The organism is Streptomyces yangpuensis, assembly GCF_024666385.1.
Classification (GTDB): Bacteria; Actinomycetota; Actinomycetes; order Streptomycetales; family Streptomycetaceae; genus Streptomyces; species Streptomyces yangpuensis.
In genome coordinates, this window is the sequence record NZ_CP102514.1 from 5,146,013 (window position 1) to 5,163,438 (window position 17,426).

Annotated in this window: 9 protein-coding genes; 2 read left to right on the forward strand and 7 right to left on the reverse strand. The window is 71.7% G+C overall.

The annotated features are described in order from the left end of the window. Nucleotides 1–7: 7 nt before the first annotated feature. The 5 genes from NRK68_RS23760 to NRK68_RS23780 form a co-directional block, all read right to left on the reverse strand. Nucleotides 8–637, reverse strand: coding sequence for a helix-turn-helix domain-containing protein (locus tag NRK68_RS23760; protein WP_183067382.1), 630 nt, complete (start codon nt 635–637; stop codon nt 8–10). Nucleotides 638–1,013: 376 nt separating this feature from the next. Then, on the reverse strand, nt 1,014–3,308 hold the full coding sequence (gene glgB, locus NRK68_RS23765; RefSeq protein WP_183067383.1) for a 1,4-alpha-glucan branching enzyme: 2,295 nt from the start codon (nt 3,306–3,308) through the stop codon (nt 1,014–1,016). Further along, nucleotides 3,305–4,756 (reverse strand): maltokinase N-terminal cap-like domain-containing protein, encoded by a 1,452-nt coding sequence (locus NRK68_RS23770; protein ID WP_257856661.1) that lies wholly within the window; start codon nt 4,754–4,756, stop codon nt 3,305–3,307. The genes glgB and NRK68_RS23770 overlap by 4 nt, the downstream gene beginning before the upstream one ends. Before the next feature lie 179 nt (nt 4,757–4,935). Next, the gene (gene treS / locus NRK68_RS23775; protein WP_183067385.1) at nt 4,936–6,654 is read right to left on the reverse strand and encodes a maltose alpha-D-glucosyltransferase; all 1,719 of its coding nucleotides are present in this window, start codon (nt 6,652–6,654) and stop codon (nt 4,936–4,938) included. Beyond that, nucleotides 6,651–8,645, reverse strand: coding sequence for an alpha-1,4-glucan--maltose-1-phosphate maltosyltransferase (locus tag NRK68_RS23780; protein WP_183067386.1), 1,995 nt, complete (start codon nt 8,643–8,645; stop codon nt 6,651–6,653). Before NRK68_RS23780 ends, treS begins: the two co-directional genes overlap by 4 nt. Nucleotides 8,646–9,312: 667 nt before the next feature. Here NRK68_RS23780 and glgP point away from each other — a divergent pair. Further along, nucleotides 9,313–11,949 (forward strand): alpha-glucan family phosphorylase, encoded by a 2,637-nt coding sequence (gene glgP, locus NRK68_RS23785; RefSeq protein ID WP_183067387.1) that lies wholly within the window; start codon nt 9,313–9,315, stop codon nt 11,947–11,949. A gap of 155 nt (nt 11,950–12,104) precedes the next feature. Here glgP and NRK68_RS23790 read toward each other — a convergent pair whose 3' ends face one another. After that, nucleotides 12,105–14,372, reverse strand: coding sequence for a M4 family metallopeptidase (locus tag NRK68_RS23790; RefSeq protein WP_183067388.1), 2,268 nt, complete (start codon nt 14,370–14,372; stop codon nt 12,105–12,107). Nucleotides 14,373–14,753: 381 nt separating this feature from the next. Between NRK68_RS23790 and NRK68_RS23795 the strand changes: the two genes are divergently transcribed. Then, on the forward strand, nt 14,754–16,229 hold the full coding sequence (locus NRK68_RS23795) for a sugar transferase (RefSeq protein ID WP_183067389.1): 1,476 nt from the start codon (nt 14,754–14,756) through the stop codon (nt 16,227–16,229). A 22-nt stretch (nt 16,230–16,251) separates the two neighbouring features. Here the strand turns inward: NRK68_RS23795 and NRK68_RS23800 are convergent, their stop codons facing one another. After that, the gene (locus NRK68_RS23800; RefSeq protein ID WP_257856663.1) at nt 16,252–17,196 is read right to left on the reverse strand and encodes a GDP-L-fucose synthase family protein; all 945 of its coding nucleotides are present in this window, start codon (nt 17,194–17,196) and stop codon (nt 16,252–16,254) included. Nucleotides 17,197–17,426: the final 230 nt, after the last annotated feature.

A 17,426-nucleotide genomic window follows, 5' to 3' on the forward strand; every position in this document is an offset into this window, starting at 1 on the left:
GCACCCCCTAAGGAGTGCCCGCGCCGCCCGCGAGCTGCCAGAAGTGGCCGACGATGCCGGTGAGGAACTCCCGGCCCGCGTCCCCGCTGCCGGCGTCGCCCTGGCCGCCGCCCCAGCTGAGCGTCGCCACCATCCGCGACTGGTACTCCCCGTGCAGCTGCTCCAGCACCCGCTCCAGGTGCTGCCTGGGGATCGGCAGCAGCTTGCCGAGCGGCTTCACGTACGCCTGCCAACGCGTGGTGACCGCGCTGCGCAGCAGCTCGGCCAGTTCCTCGTGCTTCCCCGTCGCCGTCACGAACTGGGCCAGGGTCAGGCCGAGGACCGTGGCCAGGGCGGCGGACTGCCGCTCGTTGCCCTTCCAGCGCCCGGTGTCCTCCATCCTCTGGTACGAGCTCGTCTCCAGGCCGATCCGCCGGGCCAGTTCGTCCGCGGCCAGCCCGCGGGCCATCCGGTGCTCCCGCAACGTGACCGGTTCGGCGAGCAGTTCACCCGGCGAACACCACAGGACGCCCGCGAGCGCCGTGAGCTCGGCGGATGACGGCGATATCTCGCCACGCTCCCAGGCCATCACCGTCTCGGGCGCGACGACGAGTCCGTACTGGGCACGCAGGCCGTAGGCGACATGTCCGGGAGCCATGCCCAGGGCCGCGCGCAGGCGCCGCGCGGCGGGGGCATTGAATGGTGGGCTGGAGTGCACACCGCACACCGTAGAAGTGGCCGGGCTGCGCCGCCTACAGACCAAACAAACAAGCCCATACCTCGTAGGAACGTCCTATGAAGTAGGGGTCTTTTGGCGGGTTTTCCGGCGACTGTCCGGTAATCGGTGCACTTGAAGATCCAGTAATGCATAAGGTTCCAGCCAACTCCACGCCGCGCAATACCCCTCACACGGCCTCCACGGAATGTGAACCGGAACCCCTTCCCGTACGTGGTTCCTGTGGGGCCCTCGCATACGGGGGTGGCGAGGGCCCCGCCCCCGCCACCCCGCCCCCGCCACCACGTCCCCGCGGCTGCTACGGCCTGAGCCAGATCGTCGCCAGCGGCGGCAGCGTCAGCCGCAGGCTCGCCGGGCGGCCCTGGGCCGGCACCGGCTCGGACCGCAGCGGCCGGGCATGGTGCACCCCGCTGCCGCCGTACGCCTCCAGGTCGGTGTTGAGGACCTCACGCCACAGCGGGACCTCCTCCGGCACCCCGAGCCGGTAGCCGTGCCGGACCACCGGCGAGAAGTTGGACACCGCCAGCAGCTGCGAACCGTCCTGGGCGTACCGCAGGAAGGCGAAGACGTTGTCCTCCGCCGCGTCGGCCTCCACCCAGGCGAAGCCCTCCGGCACGGTGTCGCGCTCCCACAGCGCCGGTGTCACGGTGTACGCGCGGTTCAGGTCCCGCACCAGCTCGCGCACGCCCCGGTGGTCGCCGGCCGCCGCGTAGGAGGAGTCCAGCAGCCACCAGTCCGGCCCGTGGCTCTCCGACCACTCCGAGCCCTGGGCGAACTCCTGCCCCATGAAGAGCAGTTGCTTGCCCGGGTGGGCCCACATGAAGCCCAGGTACGCCCGGTGCGCGGCCCGCTGCTGCCACCAGTCGCCCCCGGGCATCTTCGACACCAGCGAGCGCTTGCCGTGCACCACCTCGTCGTGCGAGATCGGCAGCACGTAGTTCTCGCTGAAGGCGTAGATCATCCCGAAGGTCATGTCGTGGTGGTGGTACTTGCGGTGCACCGACTCCTTCGACATGTAGCGCAGGGTGTCGTGCATCCAGCCCATGTTCCACTTCAGGCCGAAGCCCAGCCCGCCGCCGTCCGTCGGCCGGGTCACGCCGTTCCAGGCGGTGGACTCCTCCGCGATGGTCACCACGCCCGGGCAGCGCCGGTACACGGTGGCGTTCATCTCCTGCAGGAACGCCACCGCGTCCAGGTTCTCCCGGCCGCCGTGCTCGTTCGGCGTCCACTCGCCCTCGCTGCGCGAGTAGTCCAGGTAGAGCATCGAGGCCACCGCGTCCACGCGCAGCCCGTCCACGTGGAACTCCTCGCACCAGTAGACGGCGTTGGCGACGAGGAAGTTGCGGACCTCCTTGCGCCCGTAGTCGAACTCCAGCGTCCCCCAGTCCGGGTGCGCCGCCCGCCGCGGGTCCTGGTGCTCGTACAGCGGCCGCCCGTCGAACTCCGCGAGCGCCCAGTCGTCCCGCGGGAAGTGCGCCGGCACCCAGTCGACGATCACGCCGATCCCGGCCCGGTGCAGCGAGTCCACCAGGAAGCGGAAGTCGTCCGGGGTGCCCATCCGCGAGGTCGGCGCGTAGAAGCCGGTGACCTGGTACCCCCACGAGCCGCCGAAGGGATGCTCGGCGACCGGCATCATCTCCACGTGCGTGAAGCCCAGCTCCTTGACGTACGCGGGGAGCTGCTCGGCGAGCTGCCGGTAGGACAGGCCGGGCCGCCAGGACGCCAGGTGCACCTCGTACACCGAGAAGGGTGCCTGGTGCGGGGCGCGTGCGCCGCGCCGCGCCATCCAGTCCGCGTCCTGCCACTCGTACTCCGAGGCCGTGACCACCGAGGCGTTCGCCGGGGGGACCTCGGCGGACCGGGCCATCGGGTCGGCCCGCAGCGTGTGGCTGCCGTCCGGGCGCGTGATGTCGTACTTGTAGAGCGCCCCGGCGCCCACCCCGGGCAGGAAGAGCTCCCAGACGCCGCTCGCGCCGAGCGAGCGCATCGGGTGGGCGACGCGGTCCCAGTACGAGAAGTCCCCGGTGACCCGGACCCCCTGCGCGTTCGGCGCCCACACCGTGAACCGGGTCCCGGCCACCCCCTGGTGCTCCATCGGCTGCGCGCCCAGCGCCGTCCACAGCTGCTCGTGGCGGCCCTCGCCGATCAGGTGCAGGTCCAGCTCGCCGAGGGCGGGCAGGAACCGGTAGGGGTCGTGGACCTCGATCTCGTCGTTGTCGTACGCCACCAGCAGCCGGTAGTCGGGCACCGCGGTCAGCGGCAGCAGGCCGGAGAACAGCCCGTCGCCGTCGTCGTGGAGCTCGGCCCGCAGCCCCTTGGCGACGACCGTGACCGCCCTGGCGTACGGTCGCAGCATCCGGAAGGCCACCCCGCCGCGCTGCGTGCGCGCGCCCAGTACCGCGTGCGGGTCGTGATGGCGGCCCTCCAGCAGCCGGGCCCGTTCCTCGGCGCCGAGCGCCGGCGCCGGCCGGACCCCGCGCGGAGGCGCGGCGCGGCGGGCCCGGGGAGTGCGGGGCTTCTTGGCCGCCGCCGGGGCGGCGGCGGGTACGGCTTCGTCGCGGACGGTCGGTGACGGCTGTCGTGCGGCGCTCACGCGAGCGGCCTCCTCGGGGGCTTCGGGTGGGGGTGGGGGTGAGGGGAGAGGGCGCCCGGGGCGGGCAGGGTCGGCGGCACGCGGTGGGCGGGCCGTGCGGGCTCCGAGAGCCGCCGGATCGCGGCCATCGGGACGTGCAGCCAGTCGGGGCGGTGCCGGGACTCGTACCGGGCCTCGTACACCGCCTTGTCGGTCTCGTACGCCCGCAGCAGCACGGGATCCTCGCGCGGGTCCCGGCCGGTGGTGCGGGCGTAGCCCTCGCAGAAGGCGGCCCGGCAGTCGTCCGCCCAGGCCGGTGCGAACGGCCGGTGCGAGCGGGCGGCGTAGTCGAAGGAACGCAGTATCCCGGCGATGTCGCGCACCGCCGGTTCGGGGCGGCGCCGGTCGGCCAGGGGCCGGGCCGGCTCGCCCTCGAAGTCGATCAACGACCAGCTGCCGTCGAGGGTGCGCAGGGTCTGCCCCAGATGGAGGTCACCGTGGATCCGCTGTGCGGCCACCCCCGTCCCCCGGGACGCGGCCAGGGCGTCGAAGGCCCCCCGCAGTCCGGCCTCGTAGGGCCGCAGTGCCGGCACCTCCCGGGCGGTGGCGGCCAGCCGCGCGGTCATCCCCGCGGCCAGCCGGGCGGTCTGCTCCGGGCCGAGGCCGACGGTGGGCAGGGCCGCGGCGAGCGCGCTGTGCACCTCGGCGGTGGCCCGGCCGAGCGCGTGCGCCTCGGCGGTGAAGTCCTCCCCGGCACCGAGCCGGCGCAGCGCGAGCTGCCAGCCGTCGTCGGAGCCGCGCAGGTACGGCTGGAGCACGCCCAGGGTCAGCGGTTCGCCGCCGGGCGGCTCGGCCTCGTACCAGGCGACGGGCGCCGGCACCCGTGTGCAGCCGGCGGCGGCCAGCGCTCTGGGCAGCTCCAGGTCGGGGTTGACCCCGGGACCGACCCGGCGGAATACCTTCAGGATGAACGAATCTCCGTAGATCAGGGAGGAGTTCGTCTGCTCCCCGGACAGCGGCCGGGGCGTGAGCCCGGCCGGGACCGGGGTGGCGGGGTCCCGGTCGAAGCGCAGTGGGCCGAGCACGCCGGGGGAGCGCAGCCGTTCCAGCAGCATCGCCGCGAGCCGTGGGTCGCCCAGCGCCTCGTAGACCGCCCGGCCCGCGTACGGCCCGTTCTCGGCGTGGCCGATCAGGGCGGGTGCGAGGGCGGGCGGCAGGGACGGGCGGAGGCCCAGCAGCAGCTGGTAGCAGTCCCCGTCCACGTCCAGGAGCACGTGCAGCAGTCCGGGGGTGGAGCCGGGGGGCAGCAGGTCGGCCGCCGAGACGGTCGTGAGTCTGCTGATGGCCCGGCCCTTGCCCGCGAACCAGCGCTGTGCGGGCAGCCAGGCCCGCAGTATCGGTTCCAGTGGGGCGATCCCGGCGGCTCGGTCGGCAGTGAGCCGGCTCCGGGCGGATGCAGCCTCCGACATGGCGTCGCGTCCTTTCCCCGGGCCGTCACAGAATGCGCAGAGTGTCCCGGATGCGCGGCAGTTGCTTCTCCGGCATGTGCGAGTGTCGGGTCAGGATGATCCGTACAGGGGCGGGCGATTGACCCGTTCGAGCTGCCCGCCCCCTGGTTCAGGCGTGGTCCCGCCTGTGGCCGTGCCGGCTAATCGGCGCGGCGGTCACCGCGCTGTTCGGCACGCAGCCGGAACCAGTAGAAGCCGTGTCCCGCCAGGGTCAGCAGGTACGGCCACTGGCCGATCGGCGGGAAGCGCACGTCGCCCGTGAGCTCCACCGGGACCCGCCCGTCGAACGACTGCAGGTCCAGCTCGGTGGGCTGCGCGAAGCGCGAGAAGTTGTGCACGCACAGCACCAGGTCGTCCCCGTACTCGCGCAGGAACGCGAGCACCGCCGGGTTGGACGACTGCAGTTCGGTGTACGAGCCGAGGCCGAAGGCGGGGTTCGCCTTGCGGACCTCGATCAGCCGGCGGGTCCAGTGCAGCAGCGAGGAGGGCGAGGACATCGCGGCCTCGACGTTGGTGACCCGGTACCCGTAGACGGGGTCCATGATGACCGGCAGATTCAGCCTGCCCGGATCGCACGAGGAGAAACCGGCGTTGCGGTCCGGGGTCCACTGCATCGGGGTGCGGACGCCGTCGCGGTCGCCCAGCCAGATGTTGTCGCCCATGCCGATCTCGTCGCCGTAGTAGAGCACCGGTGAACCGGGCAGCGACAGCAGCAGGGCCGTGAACAGCTCCATCTGCTTGCGGTCGTTGTCCAGGAGCGGGGCGAGCCGGCGCCGGATGCCGATGTTGGCCCGCATGCGCGGGTCCTTGGCGTACTCGGCGTACATGTAGTCGCGCTCTTCGTCCGTGACCATTTCGAGAGTGAGCTCGTCGTGGTTGCGCAGGAAGATGCCCCACTGGCAGTTCTTCGGGATGGCCGGGGTCTTGGCCAGGATCTCGGAGACGGGGTAGCGCGACTCTCTTCGCACCGCCATGAAGATGCGCGGCATCACGGGGAAGTGGAAGGCCATGTGGCACTCGTCCCCGCCCTTGGCGAAGTCCCCGAAGTAGTCGACGACGTCCTCGGGCCACTGGTTCGCCTCGGCGAGCAGCACCGTGTCCGGGTAGTGGGCGTCGATCTCGGCCCGGACCCTCTTCAGCAGCTGGTGGGTGCGCGGCAGGTTCTCGCAGTTGGTGCCCTCCTCGGCGTACAGGTAGGGCACGGCGTCGAGGCGGAAGCCGTCGATGCCGAGGTCCAGCCAGAAGCGGAGGGCGGAGACGATCTCCTCCTGGACGGCCGGGTTCTCGAAGTTGAGGTCCGGCTGGTGGGAGAAGAAGCGGTGCCAGTAGTACTGCTTGCGGACCGGGTCGTACGTCCAGTTCGAGGTCTCGGTGTCGACGAAGATGATCCGGGCGTCCTGGTACTGCTTGTCGTTGTCGGCCCACATGTAGTAGTCGCCGTAGGGGCCGTCCGGGTCCTTGCGCGACTGCTGGAACCACTCGTGCTGGTCGCTGGTGTGGTTCATGACGAAGTCGATGATCACCCGCATCCCGCGGGTGTGCGCGGCGTCCACGAACTCCACGAAGTCGGCGAGGTCGCCGAACTCGGGGAGCACGGAGGTGTAGTCGGAGACGTCGTAGCCCCCGTCGCGCAGGGGCGAGGCGAAGAACGGCGGCAGCCAGAGACAGTCGACGCCGAGCCACTGGAGGTAGTCCAGTTTGGCGGTGAGGCCCTTGAGGTCCCCGACGCCGTCGCCGTTGCTGTCGTGGAAGGAGCGGACGAGGACCTCGTAGAAGACGGCCCGCTTGAACCAGTCGGGATCGCGGTCCTTGGCGGGGGTGTCCTCGAAGGTGTCGTGGACGGGGTCGTTGATCATCATGTGGTGGGTGACCCTCCGGTGGGCGGGGACGGTCGCAGAGCGGCCAGAACGTGCGCGGGCGTGCGGCCCGGCTCTAGGCGCACGTAGTTCGCCCTGCCCCAGTGATAGGTCTCGCCGGTGAGCTCGTCGCGCACCGCGAGGGACCCGTGCCAGTCGAGGCCGAGTACCGGCATGTCCAACGAGACCGTCGCCTCCTGGGTGTGGTGCGGATCGAGGTTGACGACCACCAGTACGGAATTGGCGCCCGCGTGCTTCGAATAGGCGATCACCTGTTCGTTGTCGGTCGAGTGGAAGTGGATGTCGCGCAGCTGCTGGAGCGCCGGGTTGCGCCGGCGCAGCCGGTTCAGGGCGGTGATCAGCGGGGCGATCGTGCGGCCCTCGCGGTCGGCGGCGGCCCAGTCGCGCGGCCGGAACTCGTACTTCTCGGAGTTCAGGTACTCCTCGCTGCCCTCGCGCACCGGGGTGTTCTCGCAGAGCTCGTAGCCGGCGTAGATCCCCCAGGTGGGGGACAGGGTCGCGGCGAGGACCGCGCGCACCTCGAAGGCGGGGCGGCCGCCCTTCTGGAGGTACTCGTGCAGGATGTCGGGCGTATTGACGAAGAAATTCGGCCGCATCACCGAGGCGGACGGGGTGGCGGAGAGCTCGGTCACGTACTCGGTCAGCTCGGCCTTGGTGTTGCGCCAGGTGAAGTACGTGTACGACTGCTGGAAGCCGACGGCGGCGAGCGCGCGCATCATCGCGGGCCGGGTGAAGGCCTCCGCCAGGAAGATCACGTCCGGATCGGACTTGTTGATGTCCGCGATCACCTTCTGCCAGAAGACGACGGGCTTGGTGTGCGGGTTGTCGACCCGGAAGATCCGCACCCCGTGGTCCATCCAGTGCCGCAGGATCCGGCAGGTCTCCTCGACGATGCCGGCCATGTCGGTGTCGAAGTGGACCGGGTAGATGTCCTGGTACTTCTTCGGGGGGTTCTCGGCGTACGCGATCGTGCCGTCGGCCCGGTGGCGGAACCACTCCGGGTGCTTCTCCACCCAGGGGTGGTCGGGGGAGCACTGGAGGGCGAAGTCGAGGGCGATCTCCAGGTGCAGATCGCGGGCGCGCGCGACGAAGGCGTCGAAGTCCTCGATGGTGCCGAGTTCCGGGTGGACCGCCTCGTGGCCGCCCTCGGTGGAGCCGATGGCCCACGGCACACCCGGGTCCCAACTCCCCGCGGACAGGGTGTTGTTGGGGCCCTTGCGGTAGGTGCTGCCGATAGGGTGGATGGGCGGCAGGTAGACCACGTCGAAGCCCATCGCGGCGATCGCGGGCAGCCGCTCCGCAGCGGTCCGGAAGGTGCCGCTGACCGGGGCCTCGCCCGGTTCCAGCACCGCTCCCTCGGAGCGCGGGAACATCTCGTACCAGGAGCCGAAGAGGGCCCGCTTGCGCTCGACCAGCAGCGGCAGCGGCTTGGAGGCGGTGACCAGCTCCCGGTAGGGGCGCCTGGCGAGCGCGGCGTCCACGGCGGGGGCCAGCGCGGCCTCGTACCGCTCGGCGGCCGGGCGGTCCTCGTCCCGCATGATCGCGGCGGCGGCCAGGACGGCCTCGCGGCCGTCGCGCTTGGGGATCCGGGCGCCGGCCCGCTCGTAGAGCTCCGCGCCCTCCAGCAGCACGAGCCCGGTGTCGATCCCGGCGGGGATCTTGATCGCGGCATGGGCCCGCCAGGTGCCCACCGGGTCGCTCCACGCCTCGACGGTGTACGTCCACCTCCCCTCGACATCGGCGGAGACCCGGGCACCCCACCGGTCGGTGCCGGGAGCGAGTTCGCTCAGCGGCACGGGGGGCCGCAGCCGCCCCTTCGGATCACGCAGGACGAGGTGGGCGGCGACGGCGTCGTGCCCCTCGCGGAACACGGTGGCGGAGATCTCGAAAACCTCGTCCACCACCGCCTTGGCGGGTCTGGCGCCGCAGTCGACGGCGGGGCGGACGTCCAGCACGGGAATGCGACCGATCATGATGGGATCACCTGGGGGCAGTTCGCAGGGCTCGGTGACAACAGGCCAGCCGGTGTCACGACTGGTAGTGCACGCTCTGTTCGCTCTGTTTCTAGCCGCTCAAGAGACGGCTGGGCTGCGGGCATGGCCGCTCCTGTCCGCGTTCACTCGGGTGGCGGGGAGAGGGTTTGTGGGCGGGTGCGCCGTGCGTGTACCACGTGTACCCGGGGAGCCCTTCCCACTCTCCCTCAGCCCAATCCGCGCACTTGGTTAACTACTCGTACGTAGTCGCACGGGCAATACCAAGGCCCCGCTCGACATCCGGCGAGGCTCCGTCAAGTCGGCCGGGACCAGGTGAGGTAGGTGCCCGGAACACCCGCCACACCGGCCTCCGGAGCCCCTGGGGAACCACCCGCGCGGGGGTACGGTCAACGACGTGCGGCGCCGTCGCGGGGCGGGAGTGGCCGCTGATGCAGGGCGGCTTGGGAGATCTGGCCGAAGATGGTCCCCCGACGGTCCGCGCGAGGCCGTCCGCGCCCCACCACTCGCCGGCCGCCCGCCGTCGCGGTGCCCGCCACGGGCGCCATGGCCGGAACGCGGGGGCGTCGCTAGCCTTCCCGGGGTGATGCGCGGGTGCACAGCGTGGTGCGGCCGCTCCGATCCGCAATCCCCTGCGAAGGTGGAACGTGTGAAGGCTATCCGTCGATTCACCGTGCGCCCCGTCCTCCCGGAGTCCCTGCTGCCGCTCACCGGCCTCGCGCGCAATCTGCGCTGGTCGTGGCATACCGAGACCCGCGAACTCTTCCAATCCGTCGACCCCGAGGGCTGGCAGGCCGCCGGCGGCGATCCCGTCCGGCTGCTCGGCACCGTCTCCGCCGCCAGGCTCGAGGAACTGGCGGCCGACCGCCGCTTCCTGCGGCGCCTCGCCGTCGCCGCCGCCGACCTCGATGACTACGTCAACGGCGGGAGGTGGTACCAGAGCCGCGAGAACGGCGCGGAACTGCCCGCCGCCATCGCCTATTTCTCCCCCGAGTTCGGGATCACCGCCGCCCTGCCCCAGTACTCCGGCGGCCTCGGCATCCTCGCCGGGGACCATCTGAAGGCCGCCAGCGACCTCGGAGTCCCGCTCATCGGCGTGGGACTCCTCTACCGGCACGGCTACTTCCGCCAGTCGCTCTCCCGCGACGGCTGGCAGCAGGAGCACTATCCCGTCCTCGACCCCAACGAACTCCCGCTCGGCCTGCTCCGCCAGGACGACGGCACCCCCGCCCGCGTCTCGCTGACCCTGCCCGGCGGCCGCGCCCTGCACGCCCACATCTGGCAGGCACGCGTCGGACGAGTACCGCTGCTGCTCCTCGACTCCGACGTCGAGGACAACGACGCCGCGGCCCGTGAGGTGACCGACCGGCTCTACGGCGGCGGCAGCGACCACCGGCTGCTCCAGGAGATGCTGCTGGGCATCGGCGGCGTGCGCGCGGTGCGCACGTACTGCGGGATCAGCGGCCACCCCGCGCCCGAGGTCTTCCACACCAACGAGGGCCACGCCGGGTTCCTCGGACTCGAACGCATAAGGGAACTGGAACGGGAGCAGGGCCTCGGCTTCGACGCCGCCGTCGAGGCGGTGCGCGCCGGGACCGTGTTCACCACGCACACCCCCGTCCCGGCCGGGATCGACCGCTTCGAGCGGAGCCTGGTCGCCCGGCACTTCGGCGACGGCGGGGAACTGGCCGGCGTACCGGTCGAACGGATCCTGGAACTGGGCGCCGAGTCCTTCCCCGGCGGCGACCCCGGCGTGTTCAACATGGCGGTGATGGGGCTGCGGCTGGCCCAGCGGGCCAACGGCGTGTCCACCCTGCACGGCGCGGTCAGCCGGGAGATGTTCGCCGGCCTGTGGCCCGGCTTCGACCCGGCCGACGTGCCCATCACCTCCGTGACCAACGGGGTCCACGCCCCGACCTGGGTGGCCCCCGAGGTCGTCCGGCTCGGCGCCCGCCAGATCGGCCCGGGCCGTACCGAGGACGCCCTGTCGGTCGGCGGCTCCCGGCGCTGGGACGCCGTCGCCGACATCCCCGACCAGGACGTGTGGGACCTGCGCCGGGTGCTGCGCGAGCAGCTGGTGCAGGAGGTACGGGACCGGCTGCGGGCCTCGTGGCTCCAGCGCGGGGCCGCCGCCGCCGAACTGGGCTGGGTGGACTCCGTACTCGACCCCGACGTGCTGACCATCGGCTTCGCCCGGCGCGTGCCCTCGTACAAGCGGCTGACCCTGATGCTGCGCGACCCGGACCGGCTGCGCAGGCTGCTGCTGGACCCGGAACGGCCGGTGCAGATCGTCGTCGCGGGCAAGGCGCACCCGGCCGACGACGGAGGCAAGCGGCTCGTGCAGGAGCTGGTGCGCTTCGCGGACGACCCGCGGGTGCGGCACCGGATCGTCTTCCTGCCCGACTACGGCATGGCCATGGCGCAGAAGCTCTACCCGGGCTGCGATGTCTGGCTGAACAACCCGCTGCGCCCGCTGGAGGCGTGCGGCACCAGCGGGATGAAGGCCGCGCTGAACGGCTGTCTCAACCTGTCGGTTCTGGACGGGTGGTGGGACGAGTGGTTCGAGCCGGACTTCGGCTGGGCCATCCCGACCGCCGACGGGCTCGGCGCGGACGAGGACCGCCGGGACCACCTGGAGGCGAGCGCCCTCTACGAGTTGATCGAGGGCCGGGTCGCGCCGCGGTTCTACGACCGGGCCGGGCGCGCCGGGCTCCCCGTGCGGTGGATCGAGATGGTCCGGCGCACGCTCGTGTCGCTGGGGCCGAAGGTCCTCGCCGGGCGGATGGTGCGTGAGTACGTGGAGCGGCTGTACGCGCCGGCCGCGCTCGCCCACCGCTCCCTGACCGCCGACGCGGCGCGGGACCTCGCCTGGTGGAAGGGCCGGGTCCGGGCGTCGTGGCCGCGGGTGGGCGTCGAGCACGTGGAGGCGCTGGCCGCGGCTCCGGTGAACGGCACGGCGGAACTCGGGGCCACCCTGACGCTGCGGGTGCAGGTGTCGCTGGACACGCTGGCGCCCGAGGACGTGGAGGTCCAGGCGGTCGCGGGCCGGGTGGACCCGCAGGACGTGATCCGGGACGGGCGGACCTTCCCGCTCAAGCCGGCCGCCGGCCCCGACATGGACGGCCGCTGGGTGTATGAGGGCCCGCTCGCCCTCGACCGCACCGGGCCCTTCGGCTACACGGTCCGCATCCTGCCGACGCATCCGCTGCTGGCGACCCCGGCCGAACTGGGCCTGGTCGCGGTTCCGGCGGGCACGGACACCGGGGGCGGGGTGCTGCTGCGCTGACGTGTCGCCGCTGACGCCGATGCGGGCGTGAGCGGGGGAGAGCGGGCGGCGGCCGACCGCCGCCCGCCCCTCATGGGACAGGGCCGCCCGGGGAGGTCTTCTCCCGGGCGGCCCCGTGTCATCTGCGGCTCAGCTGTGGCTCATGCCCCGGAGGGTCAGAAGGTGAGCTTCCAGCTGTTGATGTAGCCGGTGTCCAGGCTGGCGGCGTCGCGGACGCGGAGCTTCCAGCTGCCGTTCGCGACCTCGGACGAGGCGTTCACGGTGAAGGTCTGGACGATGTTGTCCGCGCTGCCGCCGGAGCGGTTGCGCAGGTTGTACACGCTGCCGTCGGGGGCGACCAGGTCGACCACCAGGTCACCGACGTAGGTGTGGACGATGTTCACGTCCACCTTCAGCGTGCTCGGGGCGTTGCCCGACCGGGTCACGTTGATCGGGGACTCGACCGTGGAGTTGTCCCTGATCTGGTAGTCGGCCGTGTTCTCGAAGACGTTCTGCTCGCCGCTGCCGACGGTCCAGGTGAAGGACGCGGTGCCGGTCTTGCTCTGCGAGTCCGTCACGGTGACGGTCACGTTGGACGTGCCCGCGGTGGTGGCCGTACCGGAGATGAGGCCGGTGGAGGCGTTGATCGACAGGCCGGCCGGCAGGCCGGTCGCCGCGTAGCTCAGCGCACCCGGGTTGGTGCTGGTGGCCTGGACCTGCAGGCTCACCGCGGTGTTGATCTGGGTGTTCTGGTTGGCGATCGGGGTGACCGAGACGCCGCTCACGATGCGCGGGCCGACGTTGATGGCCGCCCAGGCGTTCGCCGCGTTGTTGTAGGTGGTCGAGCCGGCGCCGTACAGGTCGGCCGCCGCCTGCAGGGTCGCCGTACGGGCGGCCGCGTAGTTGGTGTTCGACTTGAACAGACCGGTGGTCAGCGCGCGGAACCAGATCTTCGAGGCGGCGTCGCGGCCGATCGCGGTGACCGGGAGGCCGTCGGAGGTCGGCGAGTCGTAGCTCACGCCGTTGACGACCTTGGCGCCGGAGCCCTCGGAGGCCAGGTAGTACCAGTGGTTGGCCGGGCCCGAGGAGTAGTGGACGTCGATCGAGCCGATGCCCGAGTACCAGGCGTCCTTGGACGAGCCGTCCTTGCTGGGCTTGTCCATGTAACGCAGCGGGGTGCCGTTGCCGCGGATGTCGATCTTCTCGCCGACCAGGTAGTCGCCGACGTCCTGCGGGTTGTCGGCGTAGAACTCGACCGCCGCCGCCATGATGTCGGAGGTGGCCTCGTTCAGGCCGCCGGGCTCACCGCTGTAGGTCATGTTGCCGGTGACCGAGGTCAGGCCGTGGGTCATCTCGTGCGCGGCCACGTCGGTGGAGGTGAGCGGCTTGGCGTTGCCGTCACCGTCGCCGTAGGTCATGCAGAAGCAGGAGTCCTGCCAGAAGGCGTTCACGTAGTTGTTGCCGTAGTGGACCCGGCTGTACGGGGCGACGCCGTCGTTGCGCAGGCCGTTGCGGCCGTGCACGTTCTTGAAGTAGTCCCACGTGACCGCGGCGCCGTAGTGCGCGTCGGCGCCGGCCGTCTCCAGGTTGGACGGCAGGTTGTTGCCCCAGATGTCGTCCGGGCCGGAGAAGAGCGTGCCGGTCCCCGACGTGCCGCGGTTGAGGTTGTAGGTCTTGTGGCTGCCGCGCGCGGCGTCGGTCAGGTTCCAGGTGCTGCCCGACTGCGTGGTGCCCAGGGTCACCTGGCCGCTGTACATCGTGTTGCCGGTGCCGGTCTCGACGGCCTGCCACTCGGTGATCTTGGCGCCGGTCCTGGCGTCGGTCACCACGTGCAGCTCGTTCGGCGTGCCGTCGTGCTGGAGTCCGCCGACGACCGTCTCGAACGCCAGCCGCGGAGCGCCCTCGGCCGCCCAGATCACCTTGCGGGCGTTCTTGGAGGCCTTGGCCTCCTTGGAGCCCTCGGCGTTGGCGGCGGAGACCGCCTGGCTCTCGGCGGCCGCCGGGGTGACCGAGGCCTCGGTGGTCGCGACCTTGATCTCGTGGTGGGTGGCCTTCGTCACGCTCTTGGTGACGCCGTTCTTGGCGTGAACGGTGAGGTCGCCGCCGAGGACGGGCAGGCCGTCGTAGGTCCGCTCGTACGTGGTGTGCGTGGTGCCGTCCGCATCCTGGACGACGTCACGCACGACGAGCTTCTCGCCACTGCCGAGGCCGAGCGCCTTGGCCGCCTGCGCGGTGGTCGAGTTCGCCTCGGCGAGGAGCGTCGCACGCTCCGATGCGCTGAGTACGCGGTTGGCCGCGCCCGGGTTGGACTGGGCGGCCTTGGGTGCCTGTGACGCGGTGGCGTCGGCGGTGGCGGTTCCGGTCTGTATACCTACGGCGAGCAGGGCTGCCGCGGCAACGAGCGCGCCCGCCGCGGTGGCACGCCTCTGGGGGGTGGACCTCAACGCAGACTCCTTCTGCAAGGGGGGTTCCGGATGGCTGGGTGGGCCTCCGGGCAGAGCAGGTGCGGTGCGATGAACGGTCGAAGGTTGCCACTTGGCGCGCCGAATGTCAGGGCCGCGTCAAAAGGTTGGCCGGAAACGGTTCGTTGTCCGAAGATACGTATCCGGTATCCGGACCATTCACCTTCGTGTGCACGCAGGGTCTTCGGGATGCGGAACGCCTGCTACCGGTTGCTAACACTTGCGCAACATGGGACTGGGTTGACCGAAACGGCGTTTACCGTACGGGTGTTTGTCGTACTGTTTGCCGGTGCGGCAGATGTTCATCGCCAGGGGAAGCCATGGACACTTGCCACTGACATAGACCACGTGCCAGGGGGGCCCATGAGGCATGTTCATTTTCCTGCGCAACGAGTGGCCAGGGCGGCCCATGAAACCCTGGTGCCCGCGCGGCGCATCGGGGACAAGGCCCGCTGGTACCGTCCGGCCGCGATAGCCGCCGACTTCTTCGGCGCGGCCGTCCCCGTGGGGCTCGTCTTCGACGCCGCCCAGCAGGTCCGGCCCGTCTACTGCGCGCTGGCCGCCGCCGTGGCGTGGACCGGCATCCAGGCGCTGCGGCGCCGGTACGCCACCCGGGCGCTCGGTGAGTCCCGCGGAGTGCTTCCGGTCCTCCACGACTGGCTGATTCTGATCGGTGTCCTGGCCGTGGCGCGCGTGGTGACGGAGGAGGACACGCCCCGGCTGTCCGCCCTCGGGGCGCTGCTGCCCGCGCTCCTGATCACCGTCGCCTGCCACAAGCTGACCTACCGCCACCTCTCGGCCGCCCGCCGCGAGGCCCAGGCCGTGAGCCGCGTACTGGTGATAGGGGAGCCCGACGCGGCCGAGGACGTCATCGCGCACCTCGCCGCCCGAACCGACCACCCGTACGTCGTCGTCGGTGTCGTCCCGGTCGGCACCGGTCCGCTCGCCAGCGGGGTCCCCGTGGCGGCCCGGCTCGACGCCGACGCGCCCGAGGCCCCCGGTGTCGACTCCGCGGCCGTGCTCGGCGCGGTCCTCAGCCACCACGCCGACCTGGTGCTGGTCGCCCCCGGCGTGCGCATCACGGGGGAACGGCTGCGCCGCGTCGCCTGGGCCCTGCACGACGCCGGCCTCGAACTCGCCGTCTTCCCGGGCCTGGTGGAGGTCTCCGTCAAGCGTCTGGAGACCCTCTCCGCGGGCGGACTCGCCGTGCTGCGCGTCGCGCCGCCGGTCAGCCGCGGCGTGCAGACGCTGCTCAAGTCGGTGCTGGACCGGGTGGGTGCCGCGGCCGGCCTGCTGCTGCTTTCCCCGTTCTTCCTCGGGATCGTCCTCGCGATCCGCTTCGGCTCGCGCGGCCCGGCCTTTTACCGGCAGCGGCGCATCGGCCGCGACGGGGTGCCCTTCGTCATGTGGAAGTTCCGCACGATGGTGGTGGACGCCGACGCCCGCAAGGCCGAACTGGCCGGGTCCAACGAGAACGACGGCCTGATGTTCAAGATGCGGCGCGACCCCCGGGTGACCCGGGTGGGCCGGCTCCTGCGCCGTACGTCCCTGGACGAGCTGCCGCAGCTCGTCAACGTGCTCATCGGCGACATGTCGCTGGTCGGCCCGCGCCCGCCGCTGCCGGAGGAGGTGGCCCAGTACGACGAGGTCGAGCTGCGCCGGCTCACCGTGCGGCCCGGGATGACGGGACTGTGGCAGATCAGCGGCAGGTCGGACCTGTCCTGGGACGAGACGATCCAGCTGGACCTGCAGTACGTCGACAACTGGTCCTTCACCAGTGACGTCGACGTGATGGGCCGTACGCTCCGCGCCGTCGTCGACGGTCGCGGAGCCTACTGAGGGGCCGAGGCCGCCGGTGCGATCAGCTCTGCTCGCGCCACCACTTGTACGTGGAGGCGATGCCGTCCCGCAGCGGGATGCCGGGCTTCCAGCCGAGCGAGGTCAGGCGGCCGACGTCCAGCAGCTTGCGGGGCGTCCCGTCCGGCTTGGAGGTGTCCCACGCGAGCCGGCCCCGGAAGCCGGTCACCTCGGCGACCGTCTCGGCCAGTTCGCGGATGGTGAGGTCCTCGCCGCAGCCGATGTTGACGGGCTCGTCGCCGTCGTAGCTCTCCAGCAGCACGGCGCAGGCCGCGGCCAGGTCGTCCACATGCAGGAACTCCCGCCGGGGGGTGCCGGATCCCCACAGGGTGACCTCCTCGCGGCCCTCGGCGGCGGCCTCGTGGAAGCGCCGGATGAGCGCGGGCAGGACGTGCGAGGTCTCCAGGTCGAAGTTGTCACCGGGCCCGTAGAGATTCGTCGGCATCGCCGAGATGTACGAGGCCCCGTACTGCTTGCGGTACGACTGCACCTGGACGATGCCGGCGATCTTCGCGAGGGCGTAGGCCTCGTTGGTCGGCTCCAGCGGGCCGGTCAGCAGGGCGTCCTCGTGAATCGGCTGCGGCGCGAGCTTCGGGTAGATGCAGGACGATCCGAGGAACAGCAGCCGGCCCACACCGGCGGCGTGGGCGCCGCCGATCACGCTGAGCTGGATCTGCAGGTTCTCCTCCAGGAACTGCACCGGGTACGTGCTGTTGGCCATGATGCCGCCGACCTTGGCGGCGGCCAGCACGACGGCGTCCGGACGGACGTCCTTCAGGTACGCACCGGTGGCGGCGGCGTCGCGCAGGTCGAGGTCGGCCCGGCCCCGGGTGAGCACCTCATGGCCGTCGGCGGTGAGCCGCCGGGCGACCGCGGACCCCACGAGGCCGCGGTGGCCCGCGACGAAGACGCGGGCGTTCGGGGGGAGGAGCGGCTGCGAACTTGTCATACCGCCGATGATGCCAGTCCGCTCCCGCGGGGGGCGCAGTGGTCCGCGGCCGGCGCCCCGGCCGCGGGGCCCCGGCCCTGGGGTCCGGTCCGCGCCCGGCGCCCTCCGTCGGCCGGGCCCGGGGAGAGCCGGCGCCGCCCGGCGGGCGGTACACGGCCACCGGCCGCGCCGGGGCGGCAGTCGGCTTCGGAACCGGGGGCGTATCGGGCGGCGTCCGGAGCACAGAGCGG

What these genes read in the sequence shown, in the direction of transcription:
- NRK68_RS23780 (WP_183067386.1), bottom strand. Translation starts at nt 8,645, where the DNA reads ATGATCGGTCGCATTCCCGTGCTGGACGTCCGCCCCGCCGTCGACTGC.
- treS (WP_183067385.1), bottom strand. Translation starts at nt 6,654, where the DNA reads ATGATGATCAACGACCCCGTCCACGACACCTTCGAGGACACCCCCGCC.
- NRK68_RS23795 (WP_183067389.1), top strand. Translation starts at nt 14,754, where the DNA reads ATGAGGCATGTTCATTTTCCTGCGCAACGAGTGGCCAGGGCGGCCCAT.
- NRK68_RS23760 (WP_183067382.1), bottom strand. Translation starts at nt 637, where the DNA reads ATGGCTCCCGGACATGTCGCCTACGGCCTGCGTGCCCAGTACGGACTC.
- NRK68_RS23770 (WP_257856661.1), bottom strand. Translation starts at nt 4,756, where the DNA reads ATGTCGGAGGCTGCATCCGCCCGGAGCCGGCTCACTGCCGACCGAGCC.
- NRK68_RS23800 (WP_257856663.1), bottom strand. Translation starts at nt 17,196, where the DNA reads ATGACAAGTTCGCAGCCGCTCCTCCCCCCGAACGCCCGCGTCTTCGTC.